At 71.7% G+C, this 18,520-nt stretch carries 18 protein-coding genes; 9 read left to right on the forward strand and 9 right to left on the reverse strand.

Going from position 1 to position 18,520, the window contains the following annotated elements:
* Positions 1–139 precede the first annotated feature (139 nt).
* Both ACZ49J_RS03750 and ACZ49J_RS03755 read left to right on the forward strand, forming a co-directional pair.
* Entirely contained in the window at positions 140–1,597 is a 1,458-nt protein-coding gene (locus ACZ49J_RS03750) for an aldehyde dehydrogenase (RefSeq protein ID WP_467447644.1), read from the forward strand.
* A 2-nt stretch (positions 1,598–1,599) separates the two neighbouring features.
* On the forward strand, positions 1,600–1,833 hold the full coding sequence (locus tag ACZ49J_RS03755) for a ferredoxin (RefSeq protein WP_467447645.1): 234 nt from the start codon (positions 1,600–1,602) through the stop codon (positions 1,831–1,833).
* Between the two features lie 23 nt (positions 1,834–1,856).
* Here ACZ49J_RS03755 and ACZ49J_RS03760 read toward each other — a convergent pair whose 3' ends face one another.
* The 3 genes from ACZ49J_RS03760 to ACZ49J_RS03770 are packed head-to-tail and all read right to left on the reverse strand — an operon-like array spanning position 1,857 to position 3,117.
* The gene (locus ACZ49J_RS03760; RefSeq protein WP_467447646.1) at positions 1,857–2,234 is read right to left on the reverse strand and encodes a hypothetical protein; all 378 of its coding nucleotides are present in this window, start codon (positions 2,232–2,234) and stop codon (positions 1,857–1,859) included.
* Positions 2,231–2,434: a hypothetical protein gene (locus ACZ49J_RS03765; RefSeq protein ID WP_467447647.1), complete on the reverse strand. Its 204-nt coding sequence runs from the start codon at positions 2,432–2,434 to the stop codon at positions 2,231–2,233. The genes ACZ49J_RS03760 and ACZ49J_RS03765 overlap by 4 nt, the downstream gene beginning before the upstream one ends.
* A 44-nt stretch (positions 2,435–2,478) precedes the next feature.
* A complete protein-coding gene (locus ACZ49J_RS03770) occupies positions 2,479–3,117 on the reverse strand; it encodes a TetR family transcriptional regulator (protein WP_467447648.1) in 639 nt (212 codons plus the stop codon).
* A 260-nt stretch (positions 3,118–3,377) separates the two neighbouring features.
* Here ACZ49J_RS03770 and ACZ49J_RS03775 point away from each other — a divergent pair, with 260 nt between their 5' ends.
* From ACZ49J_RS03775 to ACZ49J_RS03785, 3 genes are read left to right on the forward strand one after another with little or no spacing between them, the layout of a single operon-like run.
* Entirely contained in the window at positions 3,378–4,838 is a 1,461-nt protein-coding gene (locus ACZ49J_RS03775) for a glycosyltransferase family 4 protein (RefSeq protein WP_467447649.1), read from the forward strand.
* Positions 4,832–5,584, forward strand: a complete 753-nt coding sequence (locus ACZ49J_RS03780; protein ID WP_467447650.1) for a class I SAM-dependent methyltransferase — start codon at positions 4,832–4,834, stop codon at positions 5,582–5,584. The genes ACZ49J_RS03775 and ACZ49J_RS03780 overlap by 7 nt, the downstream gene beginning before the upstream one ends.
* The gene (locus ACZ49J_RS03785; RefSeq protein WP_467447651.1) at positions 5,581–6,648 is read left to right on the forward strand and encodes a prenyltransferase/squalene oxidase repeat-containing protein; all 1,068 of its coding nucleotides are present in this window, start codon (positions 5,581–5,583) and stop codon (positions 6,646–6,648) included. The genes ACZ49J_RS03780 and ACZ49J_RS03785 overlap by 4 nt, the downstream gene beginning before the upstream one ends.
* Before the next feature lie 190 nt (positions 6,649–6,838).
* Here ACZ49J_RS03785 and ACZ49J_RS03790 read toward each other — a convergent pair whose 3' ends face one another.
* Positions 6,839–7,126: a hypothetical protein gene (locus ACZ49J_RS03790; RefSeq protein WP_467447709.1), complete on the reverse strand. Its 288-nt coding sequence runs from the start codon at positions 7,124–7,126 to the stop codon at positions 6,839–6,841.
* A 169-nt stretch (positions 7,127–7,295) separates the two neighbouring features.
* Here ACZ49J_RS03790 and ACZ49J_RS03795 point away from each other — a divergent pair, with 169 nt between their 5' ends.
* The 3 genes from ACZ49J_RS03795 to ACZ49J_RS03805 are packed head-to-tail and all read left to right on the forward strand — an operon-like array spanning position 7,296 to position 10,895.
* Positions 7,296–8,558, forward strand: coding sequence for a hypothetical protein (locus tag ACZ49J_RS03795; protein WP_467447652.1), 1,263 nt, complete (start codon positions 7,296–7,298; stop codon positions 8,556–8,558).
* Positions 8,555–10,150 carry a vWA domain-containing protein gene (locus ACZ49J_RS03800; RefSeq protein ID WP_467447653.1) on the forward strand — a complete coding sequence of 532 codons (1,596 nt, stop codon included), beginning with the start codon at positions 8,555–8,557 and terminating at the stop codon, positions 10,148–10,150. Before ACZ49J_RS03795 ends, ACZ49J_RS03800 begins: the two co-directional genes overlap by 4 nt.
* A complete protein-coding gene (locus ACZ49J_RS03805; RefSeq protein WP_467447654.1) occupies positions 10,137–10,895 on the forward strand; it encodes a hypothetical protein in 759 nt (252 codons plus the stop codon). Before ACZ49J_RS03800 ends, ACZ49J_RS03805 begins: the two co-directional genes overlap by 14 nt.
* 4 nt (positions 10,896–10,899) lie before the next feature.
* On the opposite strand, the gene ACZ49J_RS03810 is transcribed toward ACZ49J_RS03805, so the two are convergent.
* The 5 genes from ACZ49J_RS03810 to ACZ49J_RS03830 all read right to left on the reverse strand — a co-directional run bounded on the left by ACZ49J_RS03810 (position 10,900) and on the right by ACZ49J_RS03830 (position 16,773).
* Positions 10,900–11,910, reverse strand: a complete 1,011-nt coding sequence (locus ACZ49J_RS03810) for an LLM class F420-dependent oxidoreductase (RefSeq protein ID WP_467447655.1) — start codon at positions 11,908–11,910, stop codon at positions 10,900–10,902.
* Positions 11,911–12,013: 103 nt separating this feature from the next.
* Entirely contained in the window at positions 12,014–12,862 is an 849-nt protein-coding gene (locus tag ACZ49J_RS03815) for a hypothetical protein (protein ID WP_467447656.1), read from the reverse strand.
* A 168-nt stretch (positions 12,863–13,030) separates the two neighbouring features.
* Positions 13,031–14,050: an N-acetylmuramoyl-L-alanine amidase gene (locus ACZ49J_RS03820; RefSeq protein ID WP_467447657.1), complete on the reverse strand. Its 1,020-nt coding sequence runs from the start codon at positions 14,048–14,050 to the stop codon at positions 13,031–13,033.
* 111 nt (positions 14,051–14,161) lie between these two features.
* Positions 14,162–14,812 (reverse strand): class I SAM-dependent methyltransferase, encoded by a 651-nt coding sequence (locus ACZ49J_RS03825; RefSeq protein ID WP_467447658.1) that lies wholly within the window; start codon positions 14,810–14,812, stop codon positions 14,162–14,164.
* Positions 14,813–15,033: 221 nt separating this feature from the next.
* Positions 15,034–16,773 (reverse strand): MFS transporter, encoded by a 1,740-nt coding sequence (locus ACZ49J_RS03830; RefSeq protein WP_467447659.1) that lies wholly within the window; start codon positions 16,771–16,773, stop codon positions 15,034–15,036.
* A gap of 268 nt (positions 16,774–17,041) precedes the next feature.
* Here ACZ49J_RS03830 and ACZ49J_RS03835 point away from each other — a divergent pair, with 268 nt between their 5' ends.
* Positions 17,042–18,469, forward strand: a complete 1,428-nt coding sequence (locus tag ACZ49J_RS03835) for an MFS transporter (protein WP_467447660.1) — start codon at positions 17,042–17,044, stop codon at positions 18,467–18,469.
* The last annotated feature ends 51 nt before the right edge of the window (positions 18,470–18,520 follow it).

The raw sequence follows: 18,520 nt of genomic DNA on the forward strand, positions 1-18,520 counted from the left end.
CCCGAGTCGACCATCCGCGGGCCTGTCTCATCCGTGGACTCCTCCCGCTGGAACTGGTATCAGTTCCCTGTCCGATGGATCTGATGGTCCGTCAGGAAGCAGGGGCAGAGAACGTACGTACCCGGGGAGGCAGTCGACCATGGCCGAGCTCGTGGAACACGGACAGCTGTTCATCGGCGGGGCGTTGACCGACCCCCTCGGCAAGGACGTCATCGAGGTGGTCTCGCCGCACACCGAGGAGGTCATCGGCAGGGTGCCGCACGCCTCGCGGGCGGACGTCGACAGGGCGGTGGCCGTCGCGCGCAGGGCGTTCGACGAGGGACCGTGGCCACGCACGACGCTCGACGAGCGCATTGAGGTCGTCACCCGGATCAAGGACGCGATCGCCGTACGCCACGAGGAGCTCGCGCGCGTCATCTCCGCCGAGAACGGCACCCCGTACACCTCGTCCGTGATGGTGCAGGCGCTCGCCTCGATGATGGTGTGGGACGCGGCGATCACCACCGCGCGCGGCTTCACGTACGAGGAGAAGCGGGACGGTGTCCTCGGCAAGCTGCTCGTGCGCCGGGAGCCCGTCGGGGTCGTCGCGGCCGTCGTGCCGTGGAACGTGCCGCAGTTCACCGCCGCCGCCAAGCTGGCGCCCGCGCTGCTCGCCGGCTGCACCGCCGTCCTGAAGGTGTCGCCCGAGACCCCGCTGGACGCGTACCTGCTGGCCGAGATCGCCGCCGAGGCCGGGCTGCCCGAGGGCGTGCTGTCGATCCTGCCCGCCGACCGTGAGGTCAGCGAGTACCTGGTGGGGCACGAGGGTGTCGACAAGGTGTCCTTCACTGGGTCGGTCGCCGCCGGAAAGCGGGTCATGGAGGTCTGCGCGCGCAACCTGACCCGCGTCACCCTCGAACTGGGCGGCAAGTCGGCGGCGGTGATCCTGCCGGACGCCGACGCGCAGACCGCCGTCGCCGGGATCGCGCCCTTCGCCTGGATGATCAACGGCCAGGCGTGCGTGGCCCAGACCCGCATCCTCGTCCCGCGCACCCGCTACTCCGAGTTCGCGGAGGCGTTCGCCGCCGTCGCGAGCGGACTGAAGGTCGGCGACCCCCTCGACCCGGCCACGGAACTCGGCCCCCTGGTCGCCCGCCGCCAGCAGCAGCGCTCCCTCGACTACATCCGCGTCGGCCAGGAGGAGGGCGCCAAACTCCTCACCGGCGGCGGGCGCCCGGCCGGCTTCGAGAAGGGCTGGTACGTCGAGCCGACCCTGTTCGGCGACGTCGACAACTCCATGCGCATCGCCCGCGAGGAGATCTTCGGGCCGGTCATCTGCCTCATCCCGTACGGCGACGAGAGCGAGGCCGTGAAGATCGCGAACGACTCGGAGTACGGGCTGAGCGGCAGCGTGTGGACCGCCGACGTGGAGCGCGGCATCGAGGTCGCCCGGCAGGTCCGCACCGGCACCTACTCGGTCAACACCTTCAGCCTCGACATGCTCGGCCCGTTCGGCGGCTACAAGAACTCCGGCCTGGGGCGGGAGTTCGGGCCGGAGGGCTACGGCGAGTACTTCGAGCACAAGATGATCCACCTGCCCGCCGGCTGGGAGGGGTGAGGATGGGCGACCGCTGGCACGTCGAGGTCGACCGCTCCCTGTGCATCGGCTCGGCCCAGTGCGTGCACCACGCCCCGAACGGCTTCCACCTCGACACGGGCCGCCAGTCCCACCCGTCCGATCCGGACACCGACGCGAACGAGAAGATCCTGGAGGCGGCGGAGAGCTGCCCGGTGGAGGCGATCGTGATCACGCTGGTGGGGAGCGGGGAGGCGGTGTTTCCGCCCGAGGAGTAGGGCTTGCTCGGGCGGGCGGCTGTTTATCGCCAGGATGCGATGGAGCGGGCCACGTCCCGTAGGTCGGCTTCCTGGGCGCGGATGGCTCCAGCCAGAAGGTGCACGTCGTCCCGCTTGGGGTCGACCGGCTGGCCGGAAGCGGTCATGTAGAGCGAGGCGCAGGCCCAGCCGATGACGCCGTTGTAGTCGGCGAACGGTCGGAGCAGCAGGGCGGTGTGGAAGAACGTGGCGGCGCGCGCGGCCGGCTCCTCGTAGTAGAGCTGGCCATGCGGCTGCTCGAAGAGGTGGCGTGTGGCCATGGAGTCGAGGGCACCCCAGTCCGCGATGGGGGTGTTGACGGGCGAGACGCGGGTCTGGATTTCCAGAATCCAGCCCGCGTCCACGCGAATGACCGGGTTCAACGCTGGCCCTCCGGCATGTCCCTGAAGACATCCATGGCGAAGGCGACAGCCGTGTCGGCGTCTCTCAGGAACGCCGCCCGCTGCACGTCCGCGAGGATTATGTCGTGCGCGTGAGCCCGCATGGACTTGCCGAGCGAGGCCGCGTGCGCCTTGGCCACGGCGAGTTCTTCATCGGTGAATTCCACAGTGATCATCGGCATGCGAGCAATGATACCGGCGATGAAATCGTTGGCGATAGCATCCGTCAATCGTCAGTTGACGTCAGATCGATCAACCGGCACACCGTCTCGATGTCGATCTTCACCTGGGCGATGGACGCGCGGCCCGAGAGCCAGGTGATGAGGGCCGAGTGCCAGGTGTGTTCGATGACGCGGACGGCGGAGAGCTGGTCGGGGGTCGGGTTCTCCAGGCCCATCGCGTCGAGGATGATCGCCGTGGTCTGACGGGAGACCTGGTCGCCCTCCGGGCTGACGCTGCGGTCCGCGAACGTCAGGGCGCGGACCATGGCGTCGGCGAGGTGCGGCTCGCGCTGCAGGGCGCGGAAGGCGCGCATCAAGGTCTCCGCCACCCGCTCCGCCGCCGTCTCGCCCGCCGGCGGCTTCTTCCGCAGCGTGCCGTGCATGTGCTCCAGCTGGCTCTGCATCGTGGCGACCAGCAGATGGACCTTCGACGGGAAGTAGCGGTACAGCGTGCCGAGCGCCACCTGGGAGGACTCCGCGACCTCGCGCATCTGTACGGCGTCGAACCCGCCCCGGCTGGCCAGCTGCGCGCTCGCGTGCAGGATGCGGCGCCGGCGCGCCTCCTGCCGCTCGGTGAGGGGAGGGGTGTCGGACGGCGCCACTGATCGCGCGATACTGGCTTCCACCTTGGCTTCCGCAGGCATGGGTCCCGTTCCGTGACAGTTCGGCGGTTCGGTGAGAGGGGGCGACGCATCAGCATGGCAGCGCACCCGGCGCCGCGCGAATCGGGTGGAACACGTGATTCCCGCCACCCCGTCGTGGCGCGAATCACCTGATGCACCGCCCACGACGGGGCTACCTGCCGGTAGATTCTAAGCCTCTTGAACGATCAACTCTGAAACTTGTTCTAGATTACCGTCCCGGCGTACCCTCGCGGGAAAGTGCAGGGAGAAGGGGGCCAAGAGTGACCGCTGAGGCCAGGGAGGCGGGCTCTCCGGACGAGTCCGCCGCCGACGGCGAGCGACCGCTCAACATCGCGCTCCTCACCTATAAAGGGAACCCGTTCTGCGGCGGCCAGGGCGTCTACGTACGCCACCTCTCGCGCGAGCTGGCCCGGCTCGGCCATCGCGTCGAGGTCATCGGCGCCCAGCCGTACCCCGTGCTCGACGAGGCCCCGGCCGACGGCCCCGGCGCACTCTCCCTCACCGAGCTGCCCAGCCTCGACCTGTACCGCCACCCCGACCCCTTCCGCACCCCCGGGCGGGACGAGTACCGCGACTGGGTCGACGCCCTGGAGGTCGCCACGATGTGGACCGGCGGCTTCCCCGAGCCGCTGACCTTCTCCCTGCGCGCCCGCCGCCATCTGCGCGCCCGGCGCGGCGAGTTCGACGTCGTGCACGACAACCAGACCCTCGGGTACGGACTGCTGGGCGACATCGGCGCCCCGCTCGTCACCACCATCCACCACCCCATCACCGTCGACCGGCAGCTGGAGCTGGACGCGGCCGAGGGCTGGCGGCGCCGGGCCTCGGTACGGCGCTGGTACGGGTTCACGCGCATGCAGAAGCGGGTGTCACGCCGCCTGCCCTCCGTGCTCACCGTGTCGGGCACCTCCCGCCAGGAGATCGTCGACCACCTCGGTGTCGCCGGGCCCCGTATCCACGTCGTCCACATCGGTGCCGACACGGACCTCTTCTCACCCGACCCGTCGGTCCCACAGGTACCCGGCCGGATCGTCACCACCTCCAGCGCCGACGTCCCCCTCAAGGGCCTGGTCTTCCTCGTCGAGGCGCTGGCGAAAGTGCGGACCGAGCATCCCCGCGCGCACCTCGTCGTCGTCGGCAGGCGCGCCGAGGACGGGCCCGTCGCGCAGGCCATCGAGCGGTACGGCCTCGAAGGCGCCGTCGAGTTCGTCAAGGGCATCTCCGACGCCGAACTGGTCGACCTCGTGCGGTCGGCCGAGGTGGCGTGCGTGCCGTCGCTGTACGAGGGCTTCTCGCTGCCGGCCGCCGAGGCGATGGCCACGGGAACGCCACTGGTCGCCACCACCGGCGGCGCGATACCGGAGGTCGCCGGTCCCGACGGGGAGACCTGCCTCGCGGTGCCGCCCGGCGACGCGGGCGCGCTGGCCGCCGGGCTGAGCCGGCTGCTGGGCGACCCGGAGCTGCGCGCACGCCTCGGCGCGGCCGGCCGGGAGCGCGTGCTGTCCCGCTTCACCTGGGCCAGGGCGGCCGAGGGCACGGTGGCCCACTACCGCGAGGCCATAGCCCGGGCAGAGGGCCGGGACGCGCCCGCCACGGCCGCACCGGCCGGCGGAGCGGGCACGGCCAACGGGGCCACAGCCTCCGCCCCGGCAACAGGAGCATCAGCAGCCGCAGCAGTCGAAGTAGTTGACCCCGATCCCGAAAGCAGGGCCACGTGCTGACCGTCGACTTCTCCCGGTTCCCGCTCGCCCCGGGGGACCGTGTCCTGGACCTCGGCTGCGGCGCGGGACGGCACGCCTTCGAGTGCTACCGGCGGGGCGCCCAGGTGGTGGCGCTCGACCAGAACGGCGAGGAGATCCGCGAGGTCGCCAAGTGGTTCGCGGCGATGAAGGAGGCGGGCGAGGCCCCCGAGGGCGCCACCGCGACGGCCATGGAGGGCGACGCCCTCGCGCTCCCCTTCCCGGACGAGTCCTTCGACGTCGTGATCATCTCCGAGGTCATGGAGCACATCCCCGACGACAAGGGCGTGCTCGCGGAGATGGTGCGGGTGCTCAAGCCCGGCGGCCGCATAGCCGTCACCGTCCCGCGCTACGGACCCGAGAAGGTCTGCTGGGCGCTCTCCGACGCGTACCACGAGGTCGAGGGCGGCCACATCCGCATCTACCGGGCGGACGAGCTGCTGGCGAGGATGCGTGAGGCCGGCCTGAAGCCCTACGGCACCCACCACGCCCACGCCCTGCACTCGCCGTACTGGTGGCTGAAGTGCGCGTTCGGCGTCGACAACGACAAGGCGCTGCCGGTGCGGGCGTACCACAAGCTGCTCGTCTGGGACATCATGAAGAAGCCGCTGGCCACCCGCGTCGCCGAGCAGGCGCTGAACCCGCTGATCGGCAAGAGCTTCGTGGCGTACGCGACCAAGCCGCACCTGCCCCGCCTCTCCGGGAAGACCGAGGCGGTCGCCGAGTGACCACCCCCCGGACAGAACACCTCGTCCTGCCCGGGGTCCTCACCGCGCAGGAGGCCACCGAGACCGTCCGCGGCATCCTCGCCGTGCAGCGGGAGGACGGCGCCATCCCGTGGTTCCGCGGACACCACCTCGACCCGTGGGACCACACCGAGGCCGCCATGGCCCTGGACGCGGCGGGGGAACACGACGCCGCCGAGCGGGCCTACGAGTGGCTGCGCCGGCACCAGAACGAGGACGGCTCCTGGTACGCGGCCTACGCCGACGGCGACCCGGACGACGTCACGGACCGCAGCCGGGAGACGAACTTCGTCGCGTACGTGGCCGTGGGCGTCTGGCACCACTACCTGTCCACGGGCGACGACGCGTTCCTGGACCGCATGTGGCCGACGGTGTACTCGGCGGTCGAGTTCGTACTGGGCCTGCAGCAGGCCGGCGGACAGATCGGCTGGCGGCAGGACGACGACGGCACGCCCACCGCCGACGCGCTCCTGACCGGCTCGTCCTCCATCCACCACGCTCTGCGCTGCGCCCTCGCCATCGCGGAGCAGCGGGAGGAGCCGCAGCCCGACTGGGAGTTGGCGGCGGGCGCCCTGCGGCACGCGATACGGCGCCACCCCGAGCGGTTCCTGAACAAGGACCGCTACTCGATGGACTGGTACTACCCGGTGCTGGGCGGGGCGTTGACCGGCCCGGAGGCCAAGTCCCGCATGGAGGAGGGCTGGGACCGTTTCGTCGTCCCGGGTCTCGGCGTCCGCTGCGTCGTCCCCAACCCGTGGGTGACCGGCGGTGAGTCGGCCGAACTCGCCCTGGCCCTCTGGGCGATGGGCGAGTCCGACCGCGCGCTGGAGATCCTCCAGTCCATCCAGCACCTGCGCGACCCGCGGACCGGTCTGTACTGGACGGGGTACGTCTTCCAGGACGGCGCGATCTGGCCGGAGGAACTCACCACGTGGACCGCGGGGTCGCTGCTGCTCGCTGTCGCGGCCTTGGGCGGGGACGAGCCGACGTGTGCGGTGTTTGGTGGAGAGCGCCTGCCGCGCGGGCTCGACGCGGAGTGCTGCTAGGCGCCGTTGGGGTTTGTGTCCTTGTCGGGCGCGGGTTCGTTGGGGCTGGTCGCGCCCACGCGGCGGAGCCGCAGATTCAACACAGCCCCGCGCCCCTTACGGGGCGCGGGAGCGGGTTTTTCAGGGGCGCGGGGAACTGCGCGACCAGCCCCCACCGGCCCGCAGGTTCACCGTGATTCCAGCGGAGCGCTCAGTGCCGGTAGATGCGGTTGGCGATCGTGTGGCCCACCAGCAGGTAGACGACCGCCGCGAGCCCGTAGCCCGCGACCACGCGTGCCCAGGCCTCGTCGAAGGTGAACAGGTCGTGGGACCAGCCCGCCAGCCAGCGGGCCGTGTCGTGGACGAACTGCACGAAGTCGTTCGCGCGGTTCGCGTCCAGCAGGTACATCAGAATCCACAGACCCAGGATGAAGGCCATGATGTCCGCGATGATCGCGATGATCCTCCCGGCCTGGGTGGAGCGATAATGAGGGGACATGCCCTCCGGGTTGCCCTGGAAGCGCGGTTGAAACCACATGGGCGTAGTGCAGCGGTGATCACGGGTGCTCCACCGTCAGTTGACTTACTTTCATGGGGTGTTGGCCCGCAGGCCCTCTTGACGTAACCCCCGTCACCGACGATCCTGCCCCACCCTGGGGGAGGTGCCGGTGCCCGCGAACAGACCTGGTCAGGAAGAACCCCGTCTCACCGTACTCAGACCCACGCGCGGCCGGTTGCTCCGGACCCTCGCGTTCACGCTGCCCGTCCCGGTGATCGGCCTGGTCCTCCTCATGGCCTCGGGAAACCTGCTGCTGCCGCTGGACCGCGTCGTCACGATCGAGGCCAAGATGGCCTCCAAACGGGACTTCTTCCAGGACCCGGAGGTCGAACGGCTGCTGATGAAGCACGGCTTCCGCGTGCACATCACGAACATGGGCTCCCGTGAGATCGCCGTCCAGGACGTCGAGGGCTACGACGTCGTCTTCCCGTCGGGCCAGCCCGCCGCCGACCTGATCACCCGCGAGCGCGCCCGGGCGAACCATCCGGCGCTCACCTACCGTCCGTTCGTCAGCCCCATCGTGCTGGCCACCTACCGGGACTACGCGGAGGCCCTGGTGGACACCGAGGTGGACGGCGAACAGGTCGCGGCCCCGCAGCCAGGCTCCGGTGACCGGCCGCTGTACTACACGCTCGACATCGCCCGGTTCCTGAAGCTGACGAAGGGCGACCCGCTCACCAAGGCCGGCACGGGGCGCGAGGGCGGCTACCGCTGGAACGACATCGACCCCGGCAACAAGCACGTCCGCAACGGCAACAAGATCCTCGCCCAGACGCCCGACATCTGCGAGGCCAACTCCGCCGGCACCTACCTCGGCCTCGTCGCCTTCGTCAGGAACGACAACGACGCCCCCGACGACACGGAGACGGCCGACAAGGTCGCCCGCGAGATCAAACCCCTCCTCGTCGAACAGGGCCTGCCCTCCGCCGAGCGCGCCGAGACGTACCTGTCCGCCGACGGCCAGAGCATCGCCCCGGTCTCCGTCATCTACGAGCACCAGTTCCTCGCCCACCAGATCCGCCACCAGGCGGAGAAGGGGACGACGGACGACGAACGCGTCCTGCTCTACCCGTCGACCCGCTTCGTCACCGAACCCCAGCTCGTCGCGCTCACCAAGGACGGCGCCCGGCTCGGCGAACTGGTCCGCGACGACCCCGAACTCCAGCACCGCGCCCTGGAACTGGGCTTCCGCGGCCGGGACGCCCGGCACGACGCGACCAGCGACCAGCTCGCCGAGTTCCTCACCGACCGCGGCATCCCGGTGCCCGTCACCTCCTCCGACGACACCCGGGCGGTGCTGCCCCGGCTGTCCCTGCTGGAGCGGATGATCCAGCGCGTCGGCGACTGCCCGCCCGCCGGGGGCCGCAAGTGAGCGGCGGAAGACGCGGCCCGGCCGCCCTGTGCCTGGTGCTGTCCCTGGCCCTGCTCGCCGCGCTCACCGCCTGCTCCGGCGGCAGGGACGGCGACGACCCGGTCACCCTGCGCGTGCTCGCCGCCCCCGACCTCGCCGTCCTCGCCCCGCTGCTGGACGAGTTGAAGGACGCGACCGGCGTCGAACTCGACATGGACTACCGGGCCACGGCCGAGCGGGAGATCCCCGCCAACGCCGGATACGACCTCGCCTGGCTCTCCGACGACCGCTACCTGCGGCTGAGCGACCGCGACCGGGTCGAGCGGCTCCAGCGGACACCGACCATGACCTCCCCGGTCGTCGTCGGCCTGAAGCCGGACGCGGCACGCAGACTACGGGCGGGAGTGCCCGGCGGCCGGCTCACCTGGGCGGACATCGCGGACGCCGCCGCCACCGGCACCGTGCGCTTCGGCATGGCAGACCCCCGGCGCACCGGCAGCGGGCTCGCCGCGCTCGTCGGAGTCGCCACCGCGGCGGCGGGCACCGGAGGCGCCCTGCGCGCCCGGGACGTCTCCTGCGACCGGCTGCGCGGCTTCCGCTCCGGCCAGGCGCTCACCGCGTCCACCGGCCCCGACCTGCTCGACGCCTACGTCGAACGCCAGGACGGCGCCGCCGAGCCCGACACGCCCAACGCGCTCATCACCTACGAGTCCGACCTGCTCGCCCTCAACGCCTCCGGCCGCCTGGGGGACGACCTGGACGTCGTACGCCCCGAGGACGGCATGGTCCTCTCCGACTTCCCGCTGCTCCTGCTCGACCCCGGCCGCCGCGCCGCCTACGACCGGGTCACCGAGTGGGTCCGACGGGACTCGGTGCAGGAGGAGATCATGCGGCGGACGCTGCGCCGCCCGGTGAAGGCGACCGTCACCCGGTCCGCGCGGCTGCGCGCCCCGGTCGGCAACGCGCTGTACTTCCCCGGCGAACCCGCCGTCCTGAGACGGCTGCTGGACGACTACGGCGACCCGGAGCGGCGCGTCGCCGGCCAGGTCGTGTTCCTCCTCGACTTCTCCGGGTCGATGCGCGGCGCCCGCATGGCCGAACTCCGCGCGGCCTTCGCCGGACTGAGCGGCGCGGACTCCTCGGCCACCGGCAAGTTCACGCGGTTCCACCAGGGTGAGCGGCTGACCGTGGTGCGGTTCGGCGGGCGGGTCCTGGAGGAGCGGACCGTCACCGTGCGCGGCGAGGACGACCTGGGGGCCCTCGCCGACACCGTCGCCCGCGGCGGCTACGGCGACGCCACCGCCGTATGGACCGCTCTCGACCACGGCTACCACACCGCGGCGCGCACGCTCGCCGACGAGCCCGGCCGGGCCGTGTCCCTGGTGCTGATGACGGACGGCGAGAACAACGCGGGCCTCACCTATGAGGAGTTCGTACGCCGTTACGAGGCGCTGCCCGACCGGGCGCGCGCCGTCCACACCTACCCCGTGCACTTCGGCGACGCCGACGCCGGCGAACTGCGGCGCGCCGCGAAGAAGACCGGCGGGCACATGGTGGACGCCGGCCAGTCGTCCCTTTCCGAGGCGTTCAAGGAGATCCGTGGCTGTCGTTGACGGACTGTGGTGGAGAGCGTGGTGGCCGTGGATGACGGTCTGGCTGGTGACGGCCGCCTCGGTCGCGATTCTCACCGCCGTGCTGGTGCGCCATGCCCGTGAGCGGCGCGGACGCACGAACAGGACCCCGTACAGCATCTGCTTCTTCCTGGACGAGCAGTCCGTGATGGACCTCTACCGGAGCAACTACGGGACGGCCCTCGAACAGGCGGTGGAGCACCGCACCAACGTCAACACGAGCGTCGGCCTGCTCGGCAGGCTCCTGCCGTGGACGGTCAAGGCGAACAGGGACGTCACCCAGGAGAAGTTCACCTCCTACGTGCAGAAGAACGAGCCCATCACCGTGATCGGGATGCTGATGGACGCCTTCGAGCGGGAGGACGCCATCGTCCACGCCGACCTGCGCGGCGGAACGATTCGCCCCAACCGGGCCCTCGCCGACGCCCTGGGCGGCGACGGCAGCGTGGCGCTGAGCGACATCGAGGAGTTCGTGTCGGTCCGGGGCCGCTTCCTCATGGACCCGGACACCTCGCAGGGCATCGTCCTGCGCGCCTCGTACGGCGACGATCAGGGGTCGGTCGACGGCCAGGCGTCACCGTACCTACGGGTCGTCGGCGCGCGGGAGGGCCTGCGCCGCGAGACGATCCCCGACGGCACCTTCCGGGCCCGCTGCCTGGGCAAGATGACCGGCTGGCACCCGGACTCCGGGGAGGTCACCCTGGAGGCCATCGCCATCTTCCGCTGACCGCTCAGGAGTTGAGCTCCGCCAGCACCCGCAGCGTGGTCCGGTCCGGGGCCAGAAGGAGCAGGTCCGTCACCGGGCCCTTGCGCCACGACTCCAGACGCTCGGCGATGCGTTCCCTCGGGCCGACCAGGGAGATCTCGTCGGCGAAGGCGTCCGGGACGGCGAGGACGGCCTCCTCACGCCGGCCCTCCAGGAACAGCCGCTGGATCCGCCGCGCCTCCTCCTCGTACCCCATACGGGCCATGAGGTCGGCGTGGAAGTTCCGCTTGGCGTGCCCCATGCCCCCGATGTAGAAGCCGAGCATCGTCTTCACGGGCAGCAGCCCCTCGGCCACGTCGTCGCAGACCTGGGCGCGGGCCATCGGGGCGATGAGGAAGTCATCGGGCGCGTCGGCGAGGGACGCCTCGTACACCTCCGTGCGCGTCGGCGACCAGTACAGCGGCAGCCAGCCGTCCGCGATGCGCGTCGTCTGCGCGATGTTCTTCGGGCCCTCCGCGCCCAGCAGGACCGGCAGGCCGGAGCGGAGGGGGTGCGTGATCGGCTTCAGGGGCTTGCCGAGGCCGGTGCCGTCCTCGCCGCGGTAGGGGTGGGAGTGGAAGCGCCCGTCCAGCTCGACGGGGGCCTCCCGCCTGAGCACCTGGCGTACGACGTCGACGTACTCCCTGGTCGCGGTGAGCGGCGACGACGGGAACGGACGCCCGTACCAGCCCTCGACGACCTGCGGGCCGGAGAGCCCGAGACCCAGCATCATCCGGCCGCCGGAGAGGTGGTCGAGGGTGAGGGCGTGCATCGCGGTGGTCGTGGGGGAGCGGGCCGCCATCTGGGCGACCGCCGTGCCCAGCCTGATCCTCGACGTGTGGGCCGCGATCCAGGTCAGCGGGGTGAAGACGTCCGAGCCCCACGACTCCGCCGTCCACACGGAGTGGTAGCCGAGCCGCTCGGCCTCCTGCGCGAGCGGGACGTGGTCGGGGGAGGGGCCGCGGCCCCAGTAGCCGAGTGCGAGACCGAGCCGCATGCCTGCCTCCTGACGATCCGTCAGATCGCTTCCACCGGTGGGTGACTGTACGACAACGGCCCCCCGCCCGGAAGGGCGAGGGGCCGCACGTGCCTGGGTGTGCTCAGCCGCGCTGGATACCGCTCGTGTCCTGCAGGACACCCCGGCGGCCGTCCTGCGTCTGCGCGACCAGCGCCGGACCGCGCTGCTCGACGGCCAGGTACCAGGTGCCCGGCGCCAGCTCGGCGATCGTCGCCTGCGAGCCGTCCTCCGCGAACAGCGGACGCGGTACCGGCACCGCGAACCAGAACGGCGAGAAGTCGCTCGCCGGCGGCTGCTGCGCCTGCGGGGCCTGCGCCTGCTGCGGCTGGGCACCGCCGTACGGCTGGCCCTGCTGGGGCTGACCGCCGAAGGGCTGACCCGGCTGGCCCGGACCCGGCTGCTGGGCGCCCGGGTAGCCGTAGCCACCGGGCGGCTGCGCGCCGTACGGCTGCGGGGCCTGGGGGCGCGGGGCGGGGACGAGGGCGCCCTTGAGGGCGGGGACGAGGGGGGTGGCGACGGCCGCGGCGGCCATGACCAGGGTGGCGACGAGAGCGAGGATGATTCCGGTGCCGGGGTCGGGACCGTTGCTCGTCGAGTCGCCGACGTTGTCCGTGCCGCCGGCCACGTCGAAGACGTTGCCGAGCGCGCTCCACGCGGCGAAGACCGTGAAGGCGATACCGAACTGGCCGAGGTCGATGCCCGCGACCTTGGGGACCTGGGGCAGGCCCCGGGAGACGACGACGAGCGCGGCGCCGATGATCCCCGCCAGCACGACGCTGAAGACGACCGGCCCGCTGCCCCAGAGGTTCGGGAGGTCGATGCTGTCGGGAACCCCGTCGATCGAGTAGTTGTCGAGGAACGACGCGATGAACAGCAATACCGCTGCTCCGATCACCACGCCGTCGCCTCTAGTGAGGGAGCGGATATTCACTTCAGGTCCTTCGTCAGTCGTCACGTCATCGGTGGAGGCGTCGCTGACACCATGTCGCCGTGCGGCCGTGGTGCGAAGCGCAGGGGTGGCCCCTCATCGTAGGGACGACACTATCGTCCGACCGGTGAGGGTGTCCGCCGGGACCGGTCCGCTGAGCACGGCTCCCCGTCACCCCCGCAGAAAGCTCACAATTCCCTCGGAGATCCCCTGCGCCGCCTTCTGCCGCCAGGCGCCGCTGGTGAGGAGTGCCGCGTCCTTGCTATCGCGCATGTTGCCGCACTCGATGAACACCTTGGGAACCGTTGACAGATTGAGACCGCCCAGGTCCTTACGTGTGACGAGACCGGTGCCGCCGCCGACGTAGTTCGACGGAGGGCTGCCCGTGTTGCGGACGAACCTGCCCGCGATCCGCTCGCCCAGGTCGCGGGAGGGGGCGACGATCGGTCGGGTGTCGGCGCCGCCGGAGTTCACGGCGCCCGGAAGAATCACATGGAACCCGCGGTTCCCGGCGCCCGAGCCGTCCGCGTGGATGGACACGACGGCGTCGGCCTTCGCCTCGTTCCCGATGCGGGCCCGCTCGTCGATGCACGGACCCCACGCCCGGTTCCCGTCCTGCGTGAACTTCACCGTGGCGCCCTCCGCTTCGAGGATCTTCCGCGCCCGCCGCGCCACGTCGAGCGTGAAGTCGGCCTCCCGGTAACCGGAGTTGGTGGACGTCCCCGTCGTATCGCATTCCTTCCAGTTCGTCCCGATGTTCACCTTGCGGTTGATCTCGGTCGTGTGCTGGAAGTTGCCGGGGTTGTGGCCCGGGTCGATGACGACGACCTTGCCCTTCAGGGGGCCGGAGGGGGCGGGGCCGGAGCTCGAACGGGAGTCCGAGCGGGAGGTCGAGGGTGAGGCGGCCGAAGGGCTGGGAGCCTTGTCGTCGTCGCCCGGCCCGGCGGCGGAGGTGGACTTCTCCGAAGGCGGGGCCGTCTTCACCGAGTTGCCGGGCGAGCCCGCCGAGGGCGACGCCACGGCCGCCGTGCTGCCGGACCCGCCCCCGTCCCCCGAACTCCCCGTGGCCTGCCACAGCAGCCACCCTGCCAGCGCCCCCGGCACCAACGCGGCGGCGGCGACCACCAGTGGGCGGCGCAGCGGTGAACGGCGGGGCTGGGGCGGATCGAATTCCGGGCCTACGTACGACACGCCTGCCACCTTACGGGTCGGCCCCGGGGGCCGCAGGTCGCCGGCACCACTCGGGTGAACCCGGCGCGAAAGCTGCCCGGGGCGCGCCCCGGCCGACGTCCGGACGCGCCGTCAGATCCCTGTCCCCGTCCGCCGCAGCACCCGCAGCGAGCCGGTCGCCGAGACCTCCGTGAAGGCGCCGGACCCCAGGGCCCTCACGTAGACGCGGTACGGGGCCTGACCGGTGAACTCGTCCGCCGGGTCGGGGAACACGTCGTGGATGAGGAGCAGGCCGCCCTCGGCCACGTGGGGTGCCCAGCCCTCGTAATCGGCGCTCGCGTGCTCGTCGGTGTGGCCGCCGTCGACGAAGACGAGGGCTAGGGGGGTGCCCCAGATCTTCGCGATCTGCGGGGAACGGCCGACCAGGGCGACGACGTGGTCCTCCAGACCGGCCCGGTGCAGGGTGCGCCGGAAGGTGGGGAGCGTGTCCATGAGGCCCAGTTCGGGGTCCACGGTGGACGGGTCGTGGTAGTCCCAGCCGGGCTGCTGCTCCTCGCTGCCACGGTGGTGGTCGACGGTCAGCGCGGTGACCCCGGCGGCCCGGGCCGCGTCGGCGAGCAGGATCGTGGACCGTCCGCAGTACGTGCCGACCTCCAGCAGGGGCAGCCCGAGGCGGCCCGCCTCCATGGCCGCCGCGTACAGGGCGAGGCCCTCGTCCATGGGCATGAACCCCTTCGCGGCCTCGAACGCGGCGAGTGTCTCGGGCTTGGGTGCCGCGGTCATGGGGGCTCCTTCAAGTCGTCGTACGAGTGTCCGGGCGCCTCATGCTGCCGTATCCCCGAGCCGGGGGAGGGCCGGGGGGACGGGGCGGGCTCGGCGAATCCCACAGGGCGCGACCAATTGGCTTCTCAGTCCCAGGGAGACGCGGTGAATCCGGCGTGTCGCTGGGGCTTCCGAACCAATTGGCGACCTGCGACGGGCGCCGACAGCGGTTGGGGCTTCGGTCAGGCCTTCACTGCGGTGGTGGGCAGCGGCAGGTCCACGTCGACCGTGTTCTCGCCGCCCGTGTGGGTCGCGGACGAGGCGAGGGGGCCGTGGCCGGGGGCACGGGCCGCCAGGACGTAGGTGCCCGAGGTGGGGACCGCGAGGGCGTACGAGCCGTCCTCGGAGGTGACCGCCGCGCCCGCCCGGCGTCCACGTCGGTCGATCAGCGTGACCCGGGCGCGGGCCACCGGGGTGCCGTCGGCGTCGAGGACGCGGCCGCGGAAGCCGCCCAGCACCTCGGTGGCGCGCCGCAGGGCCGCGTCCTCCTCGCTGCTCGCGCGCAGCTGCGGCCTGGCCGCGGGGCGGCGGCCCGGCAGGAGCAGGGCGAAGACCAGCCCCAGGGCGACCGCGGCCGTGGCGATGAGGAACGAGACCCGGAAGCCGTGCATGGTCGGGATCGCGACGCCGTTCACGTTGTTCGCGGTGTTGGCGAGGACCATGCCGATGACGGCGCTCGACACGGATGTGCCGATGGACCGCATCAGGGTGTTGAGGCCGTTGGCCGCGCCCGTCTCCGAGGCCGGGACCGCGCCGATGATGAGCGCGGGCAGCGAGGAGTAGGCGAGGCCGATGCCGGCGCCCAGGACCACCGCGATGACGAGGCTCTGCCAGGGGGCGCTCATCAGCCCGAGGCCGGCGCCGTAGCCGATCGCGATGATCAGCATGCCGAGGATCAGGGTGACCTTGGGGCCGTACTTGGCCGACAGGCGGGCGTAGACAGGCGCCGTGAACATCATCGTCAGGCCGAGCGGTGCCACGATCAGGCCCGCGACGACCATCGACTGGCCGAGGCCGTAGCCGGTGGACGCCGGCAGCTGGAGCAACTGGGGCAGGACCAGCGAGACGACGTAGAAGGAGACGCCGACCATGATCGAGGCGAGGTTGGTGAAGAGCACCGCGGGGCGGGCCGTGGTGCGCAGGTCGACGAGGGGCGCCTCGGTGCGCAGCTCGTAGAGGCCCCACAGGAGCAGGACGACGGCGGACGCGGCGAACAGGCCGAGCGTGGCGCCCGAGGTCCAGCCCCAGTCGCTGCCCTTGGTGATCGGCAGGAGGAAGAGGACGAGCCCCGTGGAGAGGCCGAGCGCGCCCGGCAGGTCGAAGGAGCCCTCGGCGCGCAGCGGGGACTCCGGTACGACGAGGAGGGTGAGGACGATCGAGAGGATGCCGATGCCGGCGGCGCCGTAGAAGAGGGCGTGCCAGTCGGTGTGCTGGGCGACCAGGGCCGCGGCGGGCAGGGCGAGGCCGCCGCCGACGCCGATCGAGGAACTCATCAGGGCCATCGCCGAGCCCAGCCGCTCACGGGGCAGCATGTCGCGCATCAGGCCGATGCCCAGCGGGATCGCACCCATGGCGAAGCCCTGGAGGGTGCGGCCGGCGATCATCGGGAGCAGTGTGCTGGTGAGCGCGCTGACCAGGGCGCCGGCGACCATCACGGCGAGGCTGAGGACCAGCAGGCGCCGCTTGCCGTAGAGGTCGCCGAGGCGGCCCATGATCGGCGTGGCCACGGCGCCGGAGAGCAACGTGGAGGTCAGGACCCAGGTGGCGTTGCTCGGGGTGGTGTCCAGCAGCGTCGGCAGGTCCTTGATGACCGGTACGAGCAGGGTCTGCATCACCGCGACCACGATCCCCGCGAAGGCAAGGACCGGAACGACGGCTCCGCTCGCTCTCCGGGTGGGTCGGTCTGCGGTCGTGTGCGTCATTGAGGGGGGCCTCCAGGCCGGGTGTGCGGTGCGGGGTCGTGCGTGACGTGGGTGCGGAACCCGTATACGTGAATGGTGAACCCCGTGTGCCTGGGCAACTATTCCGATGCTTCGAGTCGCTAACGAATTCTTGACCTTCCCATGGGTTTCTGATGCTGCGTCAAGGTGCCTCGTACGTACATGGAGAGTCCGCGCACGCGGCGTAGGTCCCACGCCCGATGCGGACCGGCGCGAAATACCGATGCCGTCGCGCCGGGTGGTTGGGACCATGAGCCTCATGCTCAGAGCCGCTCCAGACACCCGCGCATCCGGCCGTACCGCGCCGTCCACCTGGCTCCTCGTCGCGCTCGCGTGCGCCGGGCAGTTCCTCGTCGTCCTCGACGTGTCCGTCGTCAACGTGGCGCTGCCGTCGATGCGGACCGACCTCGGGCTCGGCGTGACGGGACTGCAGTGGGTGGTGAACGCGTACACCATCGCCTTCGCCGGCTTCATGCTGCTGGGCGGGCGGGCCGGTGACCTGTACGGCCGCAAGCGGATGTTCCTGACGGGGCTCGCCCTCTTCACGCTGGCCTCGCTCGCCGGCGGCGTCGCCCAGGACGGCTGGCAGCTGCTTCTCGCGCGGACCGTTCAGGGCCTCGGGGCCGCGGTGCTCGCGCCGTCGACGCTGACCATCGTCACCTCGGCCGTACCGGAGGGGCCCGCCCGCGCACGGGCCATCGCCACCTGGATGGCGGTCGGCGCCGGCGGGGGAGCGGCGGGCGGACTGGTCGGCGGGCTGCTGGTGGACGCCCTGTCGTGGCGGTGGGTGCTCCTCATCAACGTGCCCGTGGGCGCCGTGGTGCTGGCGGGCGCGGCGTGGCGGCTCGTCGAGAGCAGGGCGGGGGACGGGCGCCGGCTCGACCTGCCGGGCGCGGTCCTGGTGACGGCGGGCCTCGCGAGCCTCGCCTACGGCATCGTGCAGACGGAGGCCGAGGGATGGTCGGCGGCCGCGACGCTGGTACCGCTGCTCGCCGGACTGGCCCTGATCGGCGCCTTCCTGGCCGTCGAGGCGCGGACGCGGGCGCCGCTGATGCCGCCGAAGCTGCTGCGGCTGCGGTCGGTGGCGTCGGCGAACGCGGCGATGTTCCTGTGCGGTGCGGTGATGTTCTGCACCTGGTACTTCATGACCCTGTACGCGCAGACCGTGCTGGGCTACGACCCGCTGGCCGCCGGGCTCGCCCTGGCGCCGAGTTCGCTCGCGGTGGTGCTCGGCGCCCAGCTCGCGCCGCGGCTCATGCGGGTGCTCGGGGCGCGCCATGTCGTCGTGCTCGGGGTGCTGGTGGCCGCCGCGGGCTTCGGGTGGCAGTCGACGATGACGGCGGACGGCCCGTACCTGACCGCGATCATGATCCCGGGCATTCTGATGATGGCCGGCGGCGGCCTGTCGGCGACCCCGCTGGCCGCGCTGGCCATGTCCGGGGCGGCCCCCCAGGACGCCGGTCTGGTGTCCGGGCTCGTCAACACCTCGCGCACGATGGGTGGTTCACTCGGCCTCGCCGCCATGTCGACGATCGCGGCGGCCCGGACGGCGGGCGGCACCTCGCCGGAGGCCCTGACGGCCGGGTACGCCCTGGTGTTCCGCACGGGCGGGATCGTGCTCCTCGTGGCGGCGGTGCTGATGCTGGCGTGGCTGCCGGGGAGGACGCAGGCGGACTGACACCCGGTGACGGGCGGCCTCTGATCGGGCAGCGGTGAGCGGCGCCTGAAC

The organism is Streptomyces sp. NPDC030840 (genome assembly GCF_055572015.1).

What these genes read in the sequence shown, in the direction of transcription:
- ACZ49J_RS03790 (WP_467447709.1), bottom strand. Translation starts at nt 7,126, where the DNA reads ATGTCCCCTCATTATCGCTCCACCCAGGCCGGGAGGATCATCGCGATC.
- ACZ49J_RS03810 (WP_467447655.1), bottom strand. Translation starts at nt 11,910, where the DNA reads ATGCGGCTCGGTCTCGCACTCGGCTACTGGGGCCGCGGCCCCTCCCCC.
- ACZ49J_RS03825 (WP_467447658.1), bottom strand. Translation starts at nt 14,812, where the DNA reads ATGACCGCGGCACCCAAGCCCGAGACACTCGCCGCGTTCGAGGCCGCG.
- ACZ49J_RS03755 (WP_467447645.1), top strand. Translation starts at nt 1,600, where the DNA reads ATGGGCGACCGCTGGCACGTCGAGGTCGACCGCTCCCTGTGCATCGGC.
- ACZ49J_RS03770 (WP_467447648.1), bottom strand. Translation starts at nt 3,117, where the DNA reads ATGCCTGCGGAAGCCAAGGTGGAAGCCAGTATCGCGCGATCAGTGGCG.
- ACZ49J_RS03830 (WP_467447659.1), bottom strand. Translation starts at nt 16,773, where the DNA reads ATGACGCACACGACCGCAGACCGACCCACCCGGAGAGCGAGCGGAGCC.
- ACZ49J_RS03765 (WP_467447647.1), bottom strand. Translation starts at nt 2,434, where the DNA reads ATGCCGATGATCACTGTGGAATTCACCGATGAAGAACTCGCCGTGGCC.
- ACZ49J_RS03750 (WP_467447644.1), top strand. Translation starts at nt 140, where the DNA reads ATGGCCGAGCTCGTGGAACACGGACAGCTGTTCATCGGCGGGGCGTTG.
- ACZ49J_RS03835 (WP_467447660.1), top strand. Translation starts at nt 17,042, where the DNA reads ATGAGCCTCATGCTCAGAGCCGCTCCAGACACCCGCGCATCCGGCCGT.